This window comes from Pseudalkalibacillus hwajinpoensis (assembly GCF_039851965.1).
Taxonomy (GTDB): Bacteria; Bacillota; Bacilli; order Bacillales; family Guptibacillaceae; genus Guptibacillus; species Guptibacillus hwajinpoensis_E.
The window spans coordinates 2,141,598-2,160,274 of the sequence record NZ_CP156674.1 but is presented as its reverse complement, the minus strand read 5'-3'; the positions used below and the strand labels follow the sequence as shown (position 1 = coordinate 2,160,274).

Annotated in this window: 24 protein-coding genes; 21 read left to right on the top strand and 3 right to left on the bottom strand. The window is 41.3% G+C overall.

The features are described from left to right. The first annotated feature begins 29 nt into the window (after window positions 1-29). The 9 genes from ABFG93_RS11405 to rsmI all read left to right on the top strand — a co-directional run bounded on the left by ABFG93_RS11405 (window position 30) and on the right by rsmI (window position 6,659). A complete protein-coding gene (locus ABFG93_RS11405; RefSeq protein WP_347548171.1) occupies window positions 30-1,469 on the top strand; it encodes an aminotransferase class I/II-fold pyridoxal phosphate-dependent enzyme in 1,440 nt (479 codons plus the stop codon). A 4-nt stretch (window positions 1,470-1,473) separates the two neighbouring features. Continuing rightward, entirely contained in the window at window positions 1,474-2,112 is a 639-nt protein-coding gene (gene tmk / locus ABFG93_RS11400) for a dTMP kinase (RefSeq protein WP_347548170.1), read from the top strand. Between the two features lie 39 nt (window positions 2,113-2,151). Further along, on the top strand, window positions 2,152-2,481 hold the full coding sequence (locus ABFG93_RS11395) for a cyclic-di-AMP receptor (protein WP_347548169.1): 330 nt from the start codon (window positions 2,152-2,154) through the stop codon (window positions 2,479-2,481). Between the two features lie 26 nt (window positions 2,482-2,507). Continuing rightward, window positions 2,508-3,494: a DNA polymerase III subunit delta' gene (holB, locus tag ABFG93_RS11390; RefSeq protein WP_347548168.1), complete on the top strand. Its 987-nt coding sequence runs from the start codon at window positions 2,508-2,510 to the stop codon at window positions 3,492-3,494. Window positions 3,495-3,498: 4 nt separating this feature from the next. Continuing rightward, on the top strand, window positions 3,499-4,326 hold the full coding sequence (locus ABFG93_RS11385) for a PSP1 domain-containing protein (RefSeq protein WP_347548167.1): 828 nt from the start codon (window positions 3,499-3,501) through the stop codon (window positions 4,324-4,326). Window positions 4,327-4,342: 16 nt separating this feature from the next. After that, window positions 4,343-4,687 (top strand): DNA replication initiation control protein YabA, encoded by a 345-nt coding sequence (gene yabA / locus ABFG93_RS11380; protein ID WP_347548166.1) that lies wholly within the window; start codon window positions 4,343-4,345, stop codon window positions 4,685-4,687. A gap of 116 nt (window positions 4,688-4,803) precedes the next feature. Further along, complete coding sequence (locus ABFG93_RS11375) at window positions 4,804-5,541, top strand: tRNA1(Val) (adenine(37)-N6)-methyltransferase (protein ID WP_347548165.1); 738 nt, start codon at window positions 4,804-4,806, stop codon at window positions 5,539-5,541. After that, window positions 5,528-5,830: a GIY-YIG nuclease family protein gene (locus ABFG93_RS11370; RefSeq protein WP_347548164.1), complete on the top strand. Its 303-nt coding sequence runs from the start codon at window positions 5,528-5,530 to the stop codon at window positions 5,828-5,830. Before ABFG93_RS11375 ends, ABFG93_RS11370 begins: the two co-directional genes overlap by 14 nt. Continuing rightward, window positions 5,790-6,659 carry a 16S rRNA (cytidine(1402)-2'-O)-methyltransferase gene (rsmI, locus tag ABFG93_RS11365; RefSeq protein WP_347548163.1) on the top strand — a complete coding sequence of 290 codons (870 nt, stop codon included), beginning with the start codon at window positions 5,790-5,792 and terminating at the stop codon, window positions 6,657-6,659. The genes ABFG93_RS11370 and rsmI overlap by 41 nt, the downstream gene beginning before the upstream one ends. 67 nt (window positions 6,660-6,726) lie before the next feature. Here the strand turns inward: rsmI and ABFG93_RS11360 are convergent, their stop codons facing one another. Next, entirely contained in the window at window positions 6,727-7,005 is a 279-nt protein-coding gene (locus ABFG93_RS11360; RefSeq protein WP_347548162.1) for an AbrB/MazE/SpoVT family DNA-binding domain-containing protein, read from the bottom strand. A 556-nt stretch (window positions 7,006-7,561) separates the two neighbouring features. On the opposite strand from ABFG93_RS11360, the gene metG reads away from it, so the two are divergent. The 8 genes from metG to ABFG93_RS11320 all read left to right on the top strand — a co-directional run bounded on the left by metG (window position 7,562) and on the right by ABFG93_RS11320 (window position 15,436). After that, window positions 7,562-9,502 carry a methionine--tRNA ligase gene (gene metG, locus ABFG93_RS11355; RefSeq protein WP_347548161.1) on the top strand — a complete coding sequence of 647 codons (1,941 nt, stop codon included), beginning with the start codon at window positions 7,562-7,564 and terminating at the stop codon, window positions 9,500-9,502. A 280-nt stretch (window positions 9,503-9,782) separates the two neighbouring features. Beyond that, entirely contained in the window at window positions 9,783-10,550 is a 768-nt protein-coding gene (locus tag ABFG93_RS11350) for a TatD family hydrolase (protein WP_347548160.1), read from the top strand. 180 nt (window positions 10,551-10,730) lie between these two features. Then, a complete protein-coding gene (locus ABFG93_RS11345; protein ID WP_347548159.1) occupies window positions 10,731-12,023 on the top strand; it encodes a ubiquitin-like domain-containing protein in 1,293 nt (430 codons plus the stop codon). A 164-nt stretch (window positions 12,024-12,187) separates the two neighbouring features. Then, window positions 12,188-12,745 carry a ribonuclease M5 gene (gene rnmV / locus ABFG93_RS11340; RefSeq protein WP_347548158.1) on the top strand — a complete coding sequence of 186 codons (558 nt, stop codon included), beginning with the start codon at window positions 12,188-12,190 and terminating at the stop codon, window positions 12,743-12,745. Beyond that, entirely contained in the window at window positions 12,742-13,632 is an 891-nt protein-coding gene (rsmA, locus tag ABFG93_RS11335; protein ID WP_347548157.1) for a 16S rRNA (adenine(1518)-N(6)/adenine(1519)-N(6))-dimethyltransferase RsmA, read from the top strand. The genes rnmV and rsmA overlap by 4 nt, the downstream gene beginning before the upstream one ends. Window positions 13,633-13,763: 131 nt before the next feature. Then, a complete protein-coding gene (gene yabG, locus ABFG93_RS11330; protein WP_347548156.1) occupies window positions 13,764-14,642 on the top strand; it encodes a sporulation peptidase YabG in 879 nt (292 codons plus the stop codon). Window positions 14,643-14,856: 214 nt separating this feature from the next. Then, a complete protein-coding gene (veg, locus tag ABFG93_RS11325) occupies window positions 14,857-15,114 on the top strand; it encodes a biofilm formation stimulator Veg (RefSeq protein ID WP_098445908.1) in 258 nt (85 codons plus the stop codon). Between the two features lie 139 nt (window positions 15,115-15,253). Then, window positions 15,254-15,436: a small, acid-soluble spore protein, alpha/beta type gene (locus ABFG93_RS11320; protein WP_347548155.1), complete on the top strand. Its 183-nt coding sequence runs from the start codon at window positions 15,254-15,256 to the stop codon at window positions 15,434-15,436. A gap of 70 nt (window positions 15,437-15,506) precedes the next feature. On the opposite strand, the gene ABFG93_RS11315 is transcribed toward ABFG93_RS11320, so the two are convergent. Both ABFG93_RS11315 and ABFG93_RS11310 read right to left on the bottom strand, forming a co-directional pair. Then, window positions 15,507-15,656: a hypothetical protein gene (locus ABFG93_RS11315; protein WP_347548154.1), complete on the bottom strand. Its 150-nt coding sequence runs from the start codon at window positions 15,654-15,656 to the stop codon at window positions 15,507-15,509. A 48-nt stretch (window positions 15,657-15,704) separates the two neighbouring features. Then, window positions 15,705-15,899 (bottom strand): hypothetical protein, encoded by a 195-nt coding sequence (locus ABFG93_RS11310; RefSeq protein ID WP_347548153.1) that lies wholly within the window; start codon window positions 15,897-15,899, stop codon window positions 15,705-15,707. Window positions 15,900-15,978: 79 nt separating this feature from the next. Here ABFG93_RS11310 and ispE point away from each other — a divergent pair, with 79 nt between their 5' ends. The 4 genes from ispE to spoVG all read left to right on the top strand — a co-directional run bounded on the left by ispE (window position 15,979) and on the right by spoVG (window position 18,628). Next, on the top strand, window positions 15,979-16,848 hold the full coding sequence (gene ispE / locus ABFG93_RS11305) for a 4-(cytidine 5'-diphospho)-2-C-methyl-D-erythritol kinase (RefSeq protein ID WP_347548152.1): 870 nt from the start codon (window positions 15,979-15,981) through the stop codon (window positions 16,846-16,848). Between the two features lie 61 nt (window positions 16,849-16,909). Then, window positions 16,910-17,764: a pur operon repressor gene (purR, locus tag ABFG93_RS11300; protein ID WP_347548151.1), complete on the top strand. Its 855-nt coding sequence runs from the start codon at window positions 16,910-16,912 to the stop codon at window positions 17,762-17,764. Next, entirely contained in the window at window positions 17,761-18,135 is a 375-nt protein-coding gene (locus ABFG93_RS11295) for a RidA family protein (RefSeq protein ID WP_347548150.1), read from the top strand. Before purR ends, ABFG93_RS11295 begins: the two co-directional genes overlap by 4 nt. 202 nt (window positions 18,136-18,337) lie before the next feature. Further along, window positions 18,338-18,628, top strand: coding sequence for a septation regulator SpoVG (gene spoVG / locus ABFG93_RS11290; RefSeq protein WP_098445913.1), 291 nt, complete (start codon window positions 18,338-18,340; stop codon window positions 18,626-18,628). Window positions 18,629-18,677 lie beyond the last annotated feature (49 nt).

Here is an 18,677-nt window from a genome sequence, read left to right as displayed (position 1 = left end):
GAAATTTCTAGTAGAGTGAAGTGGAATAAATGGATGAAGTAGATAAAGCCCCCTTGTTTGAGGCGTTAATGAATTGGAAAGAGTCACGACCGGTTTCTTACCATGTGCCGGGGCATAAGAATGGTATTGTTTTTTCAACTTACCAGGGTGCGGACGAGGTTTATAAAAGTCTACTGGAAATTGATGCAACTGAGCTCACAGGTCTTGATGATTTGCATGCCGCTGACGGGCCAATCAGAAAAGCAGAGGAGCTTACTGCTGACCTTTATGGGAGTATAGACAGTCGCTTTCTAGTTGGTGGGTCAACTGCAGGGAATCTTGCAATGTTGATGGCGATTTGTAAAGAAGGCGATTACGTATTCGTTCAAAAGAATTGTCATAAATCAATATGGAACGGTTTGCGTCTATCAAAAGCTAATCCTATTTTTCTTTCCCCAGAACTTGAACCCGATAGTCAGGTGGCAACAGGGATCACACTAGCTTTGCTTCAAAAAGCATTGGTCCTTTATCCTGAGGTGAAAGTGATTGTTCTGACAAACCCTAACTACTACGGTATGAGCAGGAATCTGAAGGAAATCATTTCGTATGCACATGATAATGGAGTTTCCGTTCTAGTAGATGAAGCACATGGAGCTCACTTTGTTAATGATGCTTATTTTCCTGGGAGTGCTATCAGACAAGGGGCGGATGTAGTGGTTCACTCTGCACATAAGACACTTCCTGCTATGACAATGGGCTCTTATCTACACATTGGAAACGATACCTATCGAGATGCCATTAATGATTACCTTCAAATTTTTCAGTCAAGCAGTCCCTCATATCCTATCATGGCTTCCCTTGATTTAGCCAGACTCTATCTTGCTTCGCTTTCAGAAGGAGATATTGAGCAAATCCTTGATGGTATAAGGATGATTAAGAGACAGCTCGGCAAGATGAACGGAGTCAAAGTAATTGGAGAATTTAGTACGGCGTTTGAGAGACTTGATCCTCTCAAACTAACGGTTCAAATCGATGGGCTAACCGGTTATGAGTTAGCTCGGAAACTGGAGCAAGAAGGAATTTTTGTCGAACTGGCTGATCCTTTAAATGTTCTGCTCGTCCTGCCACTTGCATTTGTGCCGGAGCAGTTTAAAGAAACAATAGAGGCATTTGAACGGATTGTATCGAAGCAGCAGCAACCTAGAAAGGCATTCCCATTCCATAACTTAGTGGGTGAAGATATTACAACTCCTGCTTATTCTTTTGTAAAGTTGGAGACGATGACTAAAAAGCAGATAGAATTAAAAGGGGCAGCTCATCTAGTTGCTGCTAGAGCAATTATTCCATATCCCCCGGGTATTCCAGTGGTAATGCCTGGAGAACGGTTGTCTACTGATGTTATTAGACTGTTAGAAGCCGTTGTCCAAGGTGGTGGTCATGTTCAGGGGATGAAGGAAAATACCATTGAGATCGCAATAGAAGAGGAGTAAGGCATTGAAAGGTTTATTTATAACATTCGAAGGACCGGATGGCGCTGGTAAATCGACGCAGGTCCAGAAACTTTCTGAGTATCTAACAAGAGAAGAAATTCCTTTTATCCATACAAGGGAGCCTGGCGGAACGGAGATCAGCGATCAGATTCGATCACTCATTTTAGATCCAGCTCATAAAGAGATGGTAGATGAGACAGAGGTTCTATTATATGCCGCTTCTAGATCACAGCATGTGAAGGAGAAAATTATCCCTGCGCTCGATAAGGGCTATATTGTTCTTTGCGATCGTTTTGTAGATGCATCGATTGCTTATCAAGGGGTTGGACTTGGGCTTGATGTTGAGACTATAAAAGTAATTAATGAATTTGCGACAGGCGGCCTATCGCCCGATCGTAGCTATATGATTGATCTGCCAGTTTCTGTTGGAAAAGAGCGAATGACTGCTCGCAATCAACTGGATCGAATTGAGCAAAAAGGGACTGACTATCACGAGACAGTTAGACAGGCGTTTCTGGAATTATATGAGCAAAATAATGATCGCATCACGCTTGTGAATGGTGAGAAAAATGTCGAAGAGATTTTTCATGACATAATAAAGGATTTTACAACTCTGTGGGATAACTATTGTAGGAATAACTAATTAACGGGTAAATGGCTTGTTGCCCGGGGAGGGGTAGATATGAAATTAATAATGGCGGTCGTCCAAGATAAGGATAGCAATCGCTTATCAAATGCCCTGGTTGATCATAACTTTCAGGCGACAAAGCTTGCGACAACTGGAGGATTTTTACGTGCAGGCAATACCACGTTTCTCATTGGTACAGAAGATCACCGCGTTCAAAAGCTACTCGATATAATAAAAGATAATTGTCAAAGCAGGGAGCAGATGGTAGCGCCGGTGTCTCCAATGGGAGGAAATGCGGATTCATACGTTCCGTATCCGGTTGAAGTTTCGGTTGGTGGAGCAACAGTATTTGTGCTTCCAGTAGAAGCGTTCCATCACTTCTAAATTGTACGGTAGGATGAGTGATAGACATGACAAATTGGAATGAATTAAGAGAACGCCAACCGACCGTTGTTCGAATGGTCATGAATAGCTTCCAAAAGGATAGACTTTCCCATGCTTATTTATTTGATGGAGGGGCCGGAACTGGAAAGAAAGATCTGGCTGTTCATATCGCGAAAACATACTTTTGTCAGGAAAGAGTTGGGATTGATCCATGTCAAACGTGTAAAGATTGCAAACGTATTGATTCTGGGAACCATCCAGATCTTCACTTAATTGAGCCGGACGGACAGTCAATTAAAATAGATCAGATTCGTAAACTGCAAAAAGAATTTTCTTATTTAGGTGTGGAATCACGGAAGAAAGTCTATATTTTAAATCATTCAGATCGAATGACAACCCAGGCTGCAAATAGCTTACTTAAGTTTCTTGAAGAGCCGGGGCAAATGACAATGGCTATTTTACTAACTGAACAAAAGCAACATATTCTGTCTACTATTTATTCTAGGTGCCAGGTTCTTACATTCCGACCCCTATCTAGGAAAGGGGTCGAGGAAGCGTTGGTGGCCGATAGTGTACCTTCTTATCTTGCTAAGATAGCTTCCCAATTAACGAATGATCAGCGAGCTGCGAAGGAATTAGCACTTGATGAGTGGTTTGCACAGGCGCGAGAGATAGTGATACAATTGGGAGAAGAGTTGAAGGAAAGACCTCATCAGGTTTTCCTAACGATCCATGACAAATGGCTAGCACATTTTAAGGATAAAACGCAGCAGGATATGGGACTTAACCTTATGCTTTTCTGGTATAAGGATTTAATGAAAATACAACTGCAGGATAATCGAATTGTCTATGCAGATCAGAAGGATAAGCTCGAACGTTACGCCCTTCAATTCGGAAGAAAGAAGATAAGCCAGCATATGATGGCGATACTCGATGCCAAAAGACGTCTGAGCGCCAACACGAATCCGCAATTTGTGATGGAACAGCTAGTGCTCAGGTTACGGGAGGGATAAGTTTGTGTATGAAGTAGTCGGTGTTCGCTTCAAGAAAGCGGGTAAGATCTATTACTTTGATCCGGGTAGCCTTCAAGTTTCCGACAAGGAATTTGTCATAGTCGAGACGGCAAGAGGTGTGGAATTCGGTAAAGTCGTTTTAGCTAATAAACAGGTTGATGAAGAGGATGTCGTTTTACCTCTTAAAAAGGTAATCCGTATTGCTGATGAGAAGGATAGGCTTGCGGTTGAAGATAATAAAAACGCTGCTCAAGAAGCTTTTGATGTATGTGTTTCTAAAATTGAAGAGTACAAGCTTGATATGAAGCTTGTTGATGTTGAATATACATTTGATCGCAATAAGATTATTTTTTACTTTACGGCAGATGGAAGAGTCGATTTTCGTGAGCTTGTTAAAGGCCTCGCTTCGATCTTCAGAACAAGAATTGAATTGCGTCAAATAGGTGTGAGAGATGAAGCGAAAATGCTCGGCGGTATTGGTCCGTGTGGAAGAATGCTCTGCTGCTCGACATGGCTTGGAGATTTTGAGCCTGTATCGATTAAGATGGCGAAAGATCAAAACCTCTCCTTAAACCCTGCAAAAATTTCTGGACTGTGCGGCAGATTAATGTGCTGTCTGAAGTATGAGAATGATGCTTATGAGTTCGGTAAAAAGGAACTTCCAGACGTTGGGAAGACGATCCATACCGGTCAGGGCAAAGGAAAAGTTGTCGGGTTAAATATTCTAGAACGCCTAGTTCAAGTTGAATTATTTGAACTAAATCGCGTTACAGAATATACGCTTGATGAATTAATACAAGACGGCGCAGTATCTACGCAAGCCACAGATTGATTGAGGTGGAACGGAAGTGGAGAAAAAAGAAGTTTTTTCACGTGTAAGCTCAATGGAAGAACAGATTGGTGACTTATACAAACAATTAGGCGAACTAAAAGAACATCTTGCAGCCTTGCTGGAAGAAAATCACCATCTCGAAATTGAGAATCACCACTTGCGAGAGCGGTTAGAGCAAACTTCTGAGCCAAAAGGTAAGTCATCTGGCAGCAAGAAGCGAGGAAAGCCAGAAGTTGGAGAAGGCTACGATAATCTTGCCCGTCTTTATCAAGAGGGCTTTCATATCTGCAATCTCCATTATGGAAGCATTCGAACAGAAGGAGATTGCCTCTTCTGCCTGTCGTTCTTAAATAAAAAGTAGTGATCTGGTCTTTCCATATCTGGGAAGACCTTTTTTAAAATTAAAAAAGACTCACTAGTAATTAGTAAAGATGAGAACCCCCTAGAAAGAATAAAAACAGATAGGAGAACGCCATCATGCACTTAAATGATGATGAACGTATCGATTACATCATTGAAAATGAACTTAGGGTTATCCAGAGTCCAACCGTCTTTTCATTCTCTCTTGACGCCATACTTCTCGCTCATTTTGCCTGGGTGCCGATCAAGCGCGGTAAAATCATTGACCTATGTACGGGGAACGGGATTATTCCTCTCCTTTTCTCGAGACAAAGCCAGGTACCAATTGAGGGAGTCGAAATTCAGGAGAGACTTTTTCAAATGGGCACACGTAGTGTTGATTTGAATAATCTTAATGACCAAATTACTCTGCACCACGAGGACATTCGTCATCTTCCAACCAACCTTAAGAGAGAATCTTATGATGCGGTTAGTTGTAACCCACCTTATTTTAAAAGTGAACGCAGGGATCAGCGTAATCTGAATGAACATTTAACAATTGCACGTCATGAGGTAATGTGTACGCTTGAGGATGTGATTCGTTCTTGTAGTAGCCTTGTGAAACAGGGTGGGAAAGTATCGCTTGTCCACCGTCCCGAGAGATTACTTGATATTATGGTATTGATGAGAAAATATCGAATTGAACCTAAAAGAATGCAGCTTGTCTATCCGAAGCGTGGGAAAGAAGCTAATACGCTTTTAATTGAGGGGATAAAAGACGGAAAGCCCGATCTCAAAGTGCTTCCGCCTTTCGTTGTTTATCAGGACGATAGCACCTATACAAGTGAAATGAGAGCGGTCTATGACCAGCTTTAATCATGTAGTTTACATCCTTCAATGCCGAGATGGTAGTTATTATACAGGGTATACAAATGACCTTTCAGGGCGGATTGCTCAACATGAAGGCGGAAAAGGGGCAAAGTATACAAGAGGAAGGACACCGCTCGTACTCGTGTATCAAGCGGCGTTTATGACAAAACGTGAAGCAATGCAGGAAGAATACCGTATTAAACAATTAACACGCACACAAAAGGAAAAGATTATTAAAGAAGAGGTGCAAAATCATGTGGAGTCAGCAAAGTTACAAAGAAAGCGAGACAGGTAAACTTTATCTCATTCCCACGCCAATAGGGAATTTAAATGACATGACGTTCCGTGCGGTGCAAACCTTAAAAGAAGTTGACCTTATTGCAGCAGAAGACACGAGGCAATCCAAAAAGCTAACTAATCATTTTGAAATTGAAACGAGATTAACCAGTTATCATGATCATAATAAAGAAGCGAGCGGACCAAAATTGCTTGAACGTTTGAGAGAAGGTCAAAACATTGCACTTGTGAGTGATGCTGGCATGCCTGCTATATCTGATCCCGGGTATGAACTCGTCTCCGCTTGTGTTCAAGAACGAATTCCTGTTATTCCACTGCCCGGAGCTAATGCCGCGATTACGGCCCTTATCGCCTCAGGGTTGCCAACATTTCATTTTTATTATTATGGGTTTCTTTCCAGACAGAAAAAGGAGCGTAAGAAAGAGCTCGATGGCTTAAAGGGGATAGCTTCACCTGTTCTCTTCTACGAAGCTCCACATCGATTAAAGGAAATGATGAAAGCAATTCTTGAAGTCCTTGGAAATAGACAAATTATTATCGCACGAGAGTTAACGAAGAGATATGAGGAGTTTATCAGGGGAAGTGCAGAAGAGGTACTGGAATGGTGTGAACAGAGCGAGATACGCGGTGAGTTTTGTGTCATCGTTGAAGGTGGTAAGGGAGAAGTCATTGAGGTGGAGCAATGGTGGGAAACCCTATCACTTCATGAGCATGTAGAACACTATGTTAATGAAGGAAAGAAAAGTAAAGAGGCAATCAAACAGGTTTCATTGGATCGAGAATTACCTAAAAGAGAGGTTTACCAGGCTTACCATGTGGAATCATGATGAGAAATACAGAATACGCAAAAAAAGCTCCTGCCAGTGCTGGCGGGAGCTTTTAAACATATCTTTATTATTTCGATAGAGCTTTTTGGATTTCCTCAAGAACTTGCTCAGCGCCTTCGCGACTAAGAATAAGTTTTCCATTACCGACTGCAAGGTTATCGTCAGATACTTCACCAGTTACCTGGCAAGTCATGTTAGCCTTGTATTTCTTTAGAATGATACGCTCGTCATCAACGTAGATTTCTAGAGCGTCTTTCTCTGCGATTCCTAGTGTGCGTCGTAGTTCGATTGGAATAACAACACGGCCAAGTTCATCAACTTTACGTACAATTCCAGTAGATTTCATTTTTTAACTCCCCTATTCCCATTTTTTTATGATATACGTCAATATTCGACAAATTTCTCTATTTATGTTTTATATAATACCAGTGTTTCCCATTAGCGTCAATCTTTTTAAAGGGGTAAATATTTCCTCCAGAAGGGGATTTATACCGCTTTCCGAAACACTTTTGTTCGTAACTCTTAACTCCATATTATGATAATTCGACAATTTTCTTGTATATTCTTCGACATGAATTGTAAATTTGTGTAGGTGGAATTGTGAGAAATTGGCTTCCTTGCATTTCTTCTTTAAATTAGTTATATTTTGATGAAGAGAACTCGTACTTATATCAATACACATAGTGTACACAGCGATGATAGGCAAGTGATCGCAGTTGTAGCTGAGAGTTGCTAACGCTCTCGTCCTACATGGGCGGGAGCTTTTTATCCACCTTAAGGGGCAGTAACTCCCTCACCTTAAAAATGTAAGTCAATCAAGACGTTAGGCGGAGAATTAACTGTCCCTAAACGTCCGATGGAAGTTTCACTTTTAACACTGTTTTAATCAAGGAGGAAGCAACATGGGTGACAAGACATTTTATATTACAACGCCGATTTATTATCCGAGCGGTAAGCTACACATCGGTCATGCCTACACAACGGTAGCCGGAGATGCAATGGCCAGGTATAAACGACTTAGAGGCTTTGACGTGCAATACTTAACCGGGACTGATGAACATGGACAAAAGATTCAGAAGAAAGCGCAGGAACAGGGTGTAACTCCTCAAAAGTACGTAGATGATATTGTAGCTGGAATTAAAGATCTATGGGATAAACTTGATATTAGCTACGATGATTTCATCCGAACTACCGAGAAGCGTCATGAAGACATTGTTGAAATAATTTTCCAGAAAATGTATGATAAAGGTGACATCTACCTTGACCAATATGAAGGCTGGTACTGTACCCAGTGTGAATCCTTCTTTACTGAACGGCAGCTAGTCGATGGGAAATGCCCTGACTGTGGACGAGAAGTTGAAAAGGTTAAAGAAGAATCCTACTTCTTTAAAATGGGTAAATATGCTGATCGTCTTCTTAAGTTTTATGAAGATAATCCAGAGTTTATCCAACCAGAGTCTCGCAAGAACGAAATGATCAATAACTTCATTAAACCTGGCCTTGAAGATCTTGCTGTTTCAAGAACTTCTTTCGACTGGGGTGTAAAAGTTCCTGGTGATCCGAAGCACGTTATTTATGTGTGGATTGATGCACTGTCCAATTACATCACCTCCCTGGGGTATGGGACAGAAAATGATGAACTTTATAATAAGTTCTGGCCTGCTGACGTTCACCTTGTTGGAAAGGAAATTGTTCGTTTCCACACGATTTACTGGCCAATCATGTTGATGTCTCTTGAATTACCATTACCTAAGAAAGTTTTTGCGCACGGTTGGCTGCTAATGAAAGATGGGAAAATGTCTAAGTCTAAAGGGAACGTTGTGGACCCTGTGACTTTAATTGATCGCTACGGCCTTGATGCTCTTCGGTATTACTTGCTTCGTGAAGTTCCATTTGGTTCGGATGGTGTCTTCACTCCAGAAAGTTTTGTTGAGCGTATCAATCATGACCTTGCGAATGATCTTGGTAATCTCTTAAATCGAACGGTAGCGATGATTGATAAATATTTTGATGGAGAAGTTCCAGTCTACAATGGCTCAGTTACAGAATTTGATGATACTCTGGTTTCAATGGTTAACGACACGATAACTAAAGTTGAACAATCACTTGAAAACATGGAATTCTCTGTTGCGCTTTCTTCCATCTGGCAGCTTATAAGCCGTACGAATAAATACATTGACGAGACTGCGCCGTGGATTCTCGCTAAAGATGATGTAAATAAAGAAAAGCTTGGAGCTGTAATGGTCCATCTTGCTGAATCATTAAGACAAGTTGGCATTATGCTTCAACCGTTTTTAACCCAAACACCTAAGAAAATATGGACTCAACTTGGTATTCAGGAAGGCGAGCTTACGAACTGGGATTCACTTGGTTTCAAAAAGGGATTAGGAGGAACAACAGTTCAAAAAGATGCACCGCTTTTCCCAAGACTTGATCGCGATGAAGAGGTTGCCTATATTGTTGAACAAATGGGTGGTAATACAGTTAAAGAAGTTCCTCCAATCGAGAAACCAGATCTTGAAGAAATTACAATAGATGATTTTTCAAAAGTTGATCTTCGGGTAGCACAGGTTCTTGAAGTGGAACCAGTGAAAAAGGCAAACAAGCTTTTGAAGTTAAAACTTGATCTTGGATATGAAACAAGACAGGTTGTTTCAGGTATAGCAAAACATTATAAACCAGAGGATCTCATTGGCAAAAAAGTTGTATGTGTATCCAATCTTAAGCCTGTGAAACTTAGAGGAGAACTATCAGAAGGTATGATCCTGGCAGGTGAACACGAAGGCGAATTAAAATTGTCGACAATTGCAGAAAGCCTGCCAAACGGAACTCAAATTAAATAAATGATTTTCTGGGCTCGATCTTAATAGATCGGGCCTTTAGTACTTTTAAATTCACATTTTATTCCTAATCCAAATTTCTCTGTTGATGAATAAAGTTCCTTTAATTTTAAATAATAAATTCGTGTAAACTTATCAAAGACAAGCAAATAAACTGAATATTCAATCTTCTTTCATAACCATTGTAAACAAATTGTAACTGAAATGAAACTGTTTAGACTTAGAAAAAAACTAGTACATTTGGTACACTAACATCGTACTAAACCGGAGAAGGAGTTTTAACATGTTATTCGACACACATACGCATTTGAATGTTGAACAATTTTCCGAAGACCAGGAACAGGTAATTGAACGTGCCCGTGAAGCGGGTGTAAGTAAGATGGTTGTTGTTGGTTTCGATCGCGAAACAATTGAACAGGCAATGATTCTGGTTGAAAAGTACGATTTTATTTACGCAGCTGTAGGCTGGCATCCTGTTGACGCTATTGATATGAAAGAGGAAGACCTTGAGTGGATTGAAAAGCTCGCTGGTCATCCGAAAGTAGTCGCAATAGGAGAAATGGGATTAGATTACCACTGGGATAAATCACCTCATGACATACAAAAAGAAGTTTTTCGTAGGCAGATACAACTTGCGAAAAAAGTGAAATTACCAATCATCATACATAATCGTGAAGCAACGCGGGATGTTATTGATGTTTTAAAAGAAGAAAAAGCTGAAGAAGTTGGTGGCATTATGCACTGCTTCGCTGGAACCGTAGAGGAAGCAAATGAGTGTCTCGATATGAATTTCTATATTTCTCTAGGTGGTCCGGTTACGTTCAAAAATGCCAAACTTCCGAAAGAAGTGGCAAAGGAAATTCCAATTGAGCGCTTGCTTATTGAAACAGATTGTCCGTTCCTAGCGCCTCATCCATACAGGGGTAAACGGAACGAACCGTCTTATGTAAAGCTTGTTGCTGAACAAATCGCTGATTTAAAAGAAATGGATTATGAAGAGTTAGCAAGAAAAACATCCGAAAATGCGATGCAATTATTTGGTATTCGCTAATTAAAGACTGTTGAAGTAATAAATAAAAACAAAAGCTTACAAAGTGACACCATGAGAACTCTAATGCTAGTTCCCCATCATGTTGGCATAATAGACAGACTTCGATTCTATTAATCTTGCAGTTAGGGACTTACGTGAGAAGCTTTTCTTCAGGAACACAGTCGGTTAAGGGAGGAATCTATGACAATGAAATCGAACATGAAAAACATTTTTGCTCGGTTGAAGAGTGGAAAGAACGTATTCATGGTTTGCTTAAGTTTAATTGTACTGGGTCTGGTCTCCGGCTTTATCGTGTTTGAAACTACGAAAGCTTCTGTCACGCTTGTCCTCGATGGGGAAAAGAAGCCTGTTAAAACACATGCCAATACGGTCGAAGAATTATTGCAAGAACAGGAAGTTAAGTTAGCAGATTATGATTACATAAGCCATGACTTATCAGAACAAGTTGATGCGGGTGACGAAATTGAATGGAAACCTGCCTTTCAAGTTACATTGACAATGAACGGTAAGGAGCAGCAAGTGTGGTCAACGAAAGACACTGTGAAAGAATTGTTAAAAGATGAAAATATAGAAGTAAATGAACATGATGAGTTGTCAGTCTCGATGGATGAACAGCTTACGGAAGGCATGACAATAGCAGTAGATGAAGCCTTTCAGGTAGCGATTAATGATGGTGGACAACCAGATCACGTTTGGACAACTTCGACTACGGTCGCTGGCTTTTTAGAACAGCAGAATATACAACTTGGAGAGCTTGATCGCGTTGAACCAGGAAAAGATGAGGAAGTTAAAGCGAACTCCGAAATCAACGTAATTCGAGTGGAAAAGGTCACCGATGTAGTGGAAGAATCGATTAATTATAATACAGTAACGAAAAAAGATAGTTCAATGCAAAAAGGGAAAAAAGAAATAGTAGCGTTCGGAGAAAAGGGCAAGCAAGAAAAGCACTATGAAGTCGTTCTTGAAAATGGCAAGGAAGTATCGCGAGAACTAAAGAAAACCGAAGTTGTTAAGAATAGTAGCGATCAGATTGTTGCTGTTGGGACTCAGGTAATCATTCAAACTGCTTCAAAAAGTAGTTCAAGTTCAGCGTCGAATGTTAATACTTCAGAGAAAAGCTCTGAAAAGACTACTAAGAAGGCTTCCGAAAAGACTAGTAAGCCATCTGAACCCTCCTCTGACGGACGGGTACTAAATGTTTCAAGTACTGCCTATACAGCGAACTGTGCTGGATGTTCCGGCATTACGTCGACAGGTGTTAATCTAAAGGCAAACCCGAATGCCAAGGTTATCGCAGTGGACCCTAGCGTTATTCCGCTTGGGTCAAAGGTTCATGTAGAAGGCTATGGTACAGCGATTGCTGCTGATACCGGTGGTGCGATTAAGGGGAACAAAATTGATGTGTTCTTTCCCTCAAAATCAGCTGCATATGCCTGGGGTAATAAGTCTGTCAAAATTACGATTCTCAACTAGGCAAGAAGATATGATATGCTAATAACACAGAGTGGGGATCAATCTCTCTCTGTGTTTTTTGTATGATAAAGTAGCTATGTATGAGGAAAACTATAGAAAAGAAATTCAATAGTAAATCGTTCCAATATAAGAAGTGAAATGTTTAGTAAAGCGGAGGAAAAAGCGTGAAGATCAAAGAAATTATTGTAGTGGAGGGTAAAAACGATACGCTTGCAGTAAAGCGCGCGCTTGATGCGGATACGTTAGAAACGAACGGATCAGAGATCAGCGAGGAAACCCTTCGACGAATTGAATTAGCCTGGGAGAGAAGAGGCGTTATCGTTTTTACTGACCCGGATTATCCAGGTACCAGGATCAGACAGATCATTAGTGAACGTCTCCCTTCCTGTAAGCATGCCTTTCTTAATAAAAAGCATGCGATTTCTGCCAATGGTAAGAAAGTGGGAATCGAGCATGCTTCTACCTCGGACATTCGGGATGCCATACTTTCCGTTAGAGAAGAGATTGAAACACCTGACGTTTTGATCGAGTGGGAAGATTTAATTTCAGCAGGACTTGTCGTAGGTGATCATGCGAAAGCGAGAAGAAAAGCCCTCGGGGAACGTCTCCAAATGGGTTATATGAATGGCAAGCAACTGTATAAACGTTTACTGATGTTTCAAATATCAAGAGATGAGTTTAGCCGCGCATTGGCAGAAGTGCTACAGGAGGAAGAGAAATGAACAAAGAAATATCAACTCCGATTAGAACAAAGGAAATATTAGCGAAATACGGATTTACTTTTAAGAAAAGCCTTGGTCAAAATTTCTTAATTGATTCAAACGTACTAACAAAGATTGTTGATCAAGCAGAGCTTACACCGGAATCGGGTGCCATTGAAATTGGTCCAGGCATAGGGGCGTTGACTGAGCAGCTTGCCAAGCGATCCAAGAAAGTTGTAGCGTTTGAAATTGACCAGCGTCTCCTACCTATTTTAGAGGATACCCTTTCCCCATATCCTCATGTTACTGTAAGGCATAGTGATGTTCTAGAAGCTAATGTTCATCAAGTTATAGCAGATGAATTTGAAGAGGGACAGGACCTGATGGTTGTTGCAAACCTTCCCTACTATGTAACAACCCCCATTTTGATGAAGCTTTTAGAAGAAAAGCTACCGGTTCGGGGAATTGTGGTGATGATCCAGAAAGAAGTGGCTGAACGAATTGCTGCAAAACCAGGCTCAAAGGAGTATGGATCTTTATCACTTGCAGTACAATACCATGCTGTAGCTAAAACAGCCCTGACCGTGCCAAAAACGGTGTTTGTCCCAAGGCCAAATGTGGACTCAGCCGTTCTTCATCTGGAACTGCGTCAGAAGCCACCAGTGGACCTGTTGAGCGAAGCATACTTTTTTGAAGTGATTCGCTCAAGTTTTGGTCAACGCAGGAAAACACTTTTAAATAATTTACAAAATAATTTATTCAGTAAAGATCAAAAGCCGATGATTGAAGAAGTTCTTGCTGAGACTGGAATCGACGGAAGGCGCCGAGGAGAAACGTTATCAATGGAGGAATTTGCTTCATTAAGCAATGCTTTTTATAAAAGGAAAGAAATCGAAGACATCTCATAGGAGGTGTTTTTTGTTTTGTCTACGGATAAAGGGTACCTATTCCAGAAATTCATCTTTTCCTGAAGTACTCATATAGTAGATAAAGGAGCCACCGTACTACTTTAGAGGTCAAGCGGCGTGGGGGGAAGATAATGACCATGAAAGAGGGAGACATTGTTGCCAGGCGTTCATACGGCTGTGATTTAATCTTCCGGGTTACCCGTCTGAATCAGTCGAGCCAGTCAGCGGAGCTTGTTGGTGAGGATATGAGGCTCATTGCGGACGCACCGTTTGATGATCTTGTACTCATTGATTCAAGCGAGCATAAGATGAGACGGAAAAAGTCAAAAGAGAAGGAGGACTACTCCTTTCGTTTGTTTCGACAAGATTATCAGTTATTACGTATGAAACGAGAATATTCGGCTACGAGTCATTTTAAGAAAGAGACTAGTTTTTTTGAATTGCCAGGAAAAATTCTCCATATTGATGGAGATCCATTATATTTAAGTAAATGTCTGGAAATGTATAAGCGTCTAGGTGTACCTGTTTATGGATTGTACATGAAAGAAAATGAAATTCCTGAGAATATCATCAAACTTGTGAACAACGTGAGACCCGATATCCTTGTTATTACTGGTCATGATGCTTATGTCAAACATAAAGGTGAGAAAAAAGACCTCCAATCTTATCGGAACTCACGCTATTTTGTTCGTGCTGTGAAAGAAGTTAGAACCGTTTTTCCAAACCTTGACCATCTTGTTATTTTTGCGGGTGCCTGTCAATCCCATTTTGAATCATTGATTCGGGCGGGAGCTAATTTCGCGAGTTCTCCTTCACGTATTAATATTCACATGCTTGATCCTGTTTTTATTGTTTCTAAGATCGCCCTTACTTCTTTTACAGACCATGTAAACGTCTGGGATGCCTTGCGTAATACATTGACTGGAGAGGATGGACTCGGGGGAGTTGAAACAAAAGGAATTCTCAGAACAGGAATGCCAATGAGGGAAAATGAAGAATACTCCGAATAAGAAAAAAGGATGGCAAAAGAATGCCATCCTTTTCTTAATTTGCAGGTTCATACTAGGAAATACATATTTTTCGACAAACCGTGGAAGAATAAAAATGCACATCTTCAACAAATAACAATTGACATTGTTTTTGCTTCGTTGTTATAATTTAAGTTTTATTTGACAAGATCGTGCAAAAGATGTTATAATTTGTCTAAGTGAGGTGGAGGTTCCGATGGCAAAAACGATTATTGAGATCAAACAAACGTTACAATCTCAGGTTGGCAAACGGTTGACCTTAAAAGCAAACGGTGGTCGCAGAAAGACAATTCAACGTTCAGGCATCCTTGAAGAAACCTACCCGGCAGTGTTCATAGTTAAGCTGGATCAGGACACTAACGCATTCGAGCGTGTGTCGTACAGCTACACAGACATTCTAACAGATACGGTACAAATTACATTTAACGAAGAACAAGCGGCAGTAAGCGGTTAAGGCAAATGGTCTAACTGCTTTTTTGCTTTCTTGAGAAAAACATCACTATTTACCTCTACTGGATACATATTGGCAGTATAGCGTATGCTTTCGATCCTAACACTAAGTGTGTCACAGGATGGAAAGGAGCTTGATTCGCATGGCCAGACGCAGAGGCATGATGTCCGATCAATTGAAAGAAGAAATTGCGAAAGAGCTTGGTTTTTATGATACGGTTCAGAAAGAAGGTTGGGGTGGAATTAAAGCTCGCGATGCAGGTAACATCGTGAAACGCGCTATTCAACTCGCTGAAGAACAGCTGGCTAACCAACAAAAACACTGAACCCTGTGACGAAGGAACCCTGGTTTGAATCCGGGGTTCTTTTTTTGTGTTCTCTGATTTAGAGATGCTCTCAGGTATGAGTTCCAATATCTCCGTTTCTAAACGCTTGTGTCCGCTTTGCTCCGCGGGCCAAATCCTCCGGCTGTTTCGCTCCTTCAGTTGAGACAAGAAACGTCTCATCTTCTGGAGCTCCAACATCCTGCGGATTTAAACGGGCCACTTTCGCTTTTCATGAGATCCAGCTGCAGTGGCCAGGTCCTCGATCGCTTCACCTCACAACTCGAACACAAAAACGGTGTTCAATTTGTGAGGCTCCAGCGCTTGTCGGACCTAATCCAACCACTTTCGCTTGTCGGTGTCTAGCTGCAGTGGCCAAATCCTCCGGCTGTTTCGCTCCTTCAGTTGAGACAATAAACGTCTCATCTTCTGGAGCTCCAACATCCTGCGGATTTAAACAGGCCACTTTCGCTTTTCGTTTATGTTACAATAATTCGGAGTAAGTTAAATTGTTGAACGGTAGAACTAAAATGTAGGTGAACGAGATGAGAAGAAAATTGAGTGTGAAAGCACCGGCTAAGATTAATTTAGCGCTTGATGTGCTTCATAAGCGTTCTGATGGGTATCATGAGGTAGAAATGATTATGACGAATGTTGATTTGGCGGATCGTCTTGAGCTAACTGAGCTAAGGCGTGATGAGGTTATTATTGAGTCGACAAGTGGATTTGTTCCTGATGATCAGAGGAATCTTGCGTATCAAGCTGCTGCGCTTTTGAAGAAGCGCTATTCAATTAAACAGGGGATCTCAATTAAAATAGACAAACAAATTCCTGTTGCTGCTGGACTTGCTGGTGGTAGTAGTGACGCAGCTGCTGCGCTTCGTGGTTTAAATGAATTGTGGGGTATTGGATTAAGCTATGGGGAGCTTGCTAAACTTGGCTCTGAGATCGGTTCAGACGTTTCGTTTTGCGTGCATGGCGGGACGGCTTTTGCGAAAGGCCGCGGAGAAGTTATCCATGCGCTTGATGCACCTCCACCCTGCTGGGTGATTCTTGCTAAGCCTTCGATTGGGGTATCCACGGCAGAGGTCTATAGACGTTTACGAACTGCAGAGATGAAACATCCTGATGTACAGGGTATGATTAAGGCGATCGAGGATAAGAATTATGAAGCGATTTGTCAAAACTTAGGGAATGTACTTGAAGATGTCACTTTGAAGCTTCATCCTGAAGTTCGTCAAATTAAAGAGAAAATGGAAAGCCTCGGTGCAGATGGTGTCCTAATGAGCGGCAGTGGACCAACCGTATTTGGACTTACACGTCATGAATCGAGAATGCAGCGAATCTATAACGGGTTACGTGGTTTTTGTGGACAAGTTTATGCTGTTCGATTACTTGGCGAGAAGAACCCTTGAATAAATCCGTACATTAATGATATATTATGATTAATTATTCGGATTTTTTGGAGGTTCTTCTATGAAAATGAAACGGAGTTCTCGACTGGTAGATATGACCAGGTATATGTTAGAGCACCCACATCGATTGGTTTCATTAACTTATTTTTCAGAGCGATATGGTGCGGCGAAATCATCGATCAGCGAGGATTTGGTCATTATAAAGGAAAACTTTGAACAACAGGGGGTTGGATCGTTGCTCACAGTTCCTGGGGCCGCTGGTGGTGTGAGGTATATGCCTCTTATTAGCGAAGAGGAAGCGGATCGCGTGGTCGGCGAATTGTGCGATTTTCTAGAGAGTCCAGATCGTCTTCTTCCAGGGGGCTATTTATATTTAACAGATATTCTCGGTAATCCTGAGATTATGAATCAAGTCGGACGCTTATTTGCCTCGGTTTTCGCTGATCGCAAAATTGATGTTGTGATGACTGTAGCGACTAAGGGGATTCCTCTTGCCTATGCAGCTGCAAGTCACTTGAATGTACCGGTCGTTATTGTACGTCGTGATAGTAAGGTTACAGAAGGCTCAACGGTTAGTATTAACTATGTTTCAGGTTCCTCAAAGCGCATTCAAACCATGGCACTTGCACGTCGAAGTTTAAAGCCGGGTGCGAATGTGTTAATTGTAGACGACTTTATGAAAGCTGGCGGTACGATTCAGGGAATGGTGAATCTTTTGGAGGAATTTCAGGCATACGTCGCAGGCATTGGCGTTCTCGTAGAAGCAGAGGGCGAAGGGGAAGAACGTCTTGTTGAAGAATACGTTTCAATGATGAACCTTGGCGGAGTTGATATGAAGCAACGAACGATTCAAGTTGCTCCAGGGAATTATAAAAAGTTTCTTACTCAATTAACTGAAGGGGTGGAGAACGAATGAAGACAGTATACACAAAAGCAGCACCAGAAGCGATCGGCCCATATTCACAAGGAATGATTGTGAATAATATGTTTTACAGCTCGGGTCAAATTCCTTTGAAAGCGGATGGGACACTGGTAGATGGGACCATTGTAGAACAGACACATCAGGTGTTCTCTAACGTAAAAGCGGTTCTAGAAGCCGCAGGAGCATCTCTTGAAAGTGTCGTAAAAACAACGGTTTATATTAAAGATATGGAGCAGTTTGGCGCGATCAATGAGATCTATGGTGAATACTTTTCAAATCATAAGCCAGCAAGATCATGTGTCGAGGTAGCGCGTCTTCCAAAAGACGCCCTTATTGAAATAGAAGTTATTGCGCTAGTTGGTTAATCAAGAAACGCACTCACAGGATGGGTGCGTTTTTCTATGTCTCTAAAGGTTTAGTTTCTTTCTTTTTTGTGCACGATGGGTAATGTGAGCAGACGCAGCTAAATTTTTATAACATTTTTTATATTTAGAAGAAGGAATTTTTGTACATAAGTTGAATAGTGCATATATGCTCTAATTAATGGAAAAAGGTGGTGCACTCGAGTTGGAAATTACAGATGTTCGCCTACGTCGTGTGAATACGGAAGGACGCATGCGCGCGATCGCTTCCATCACAATGGATCATGAATTCGTCGTTCATGATATCCGGGTCATTGATGGAAATAACGGCATGTTTGTAGCGATGCCAAGCAAAAGAACTCCAGATGGAGAGTTTCGCGATATCGCTCATCCAATTTCCTCGAATACAAGGGAAAAGATTCAAACGGCCGTATTAGCTGAATACCATCGTGTTGGTGAAATGGAAGCTGCTTATGAAGAAGCTGGAGCTTCTTGAACGTAAAAGCCTGGTCATGTGACCGGGCTTTTTTTATGTGTTGAGATGA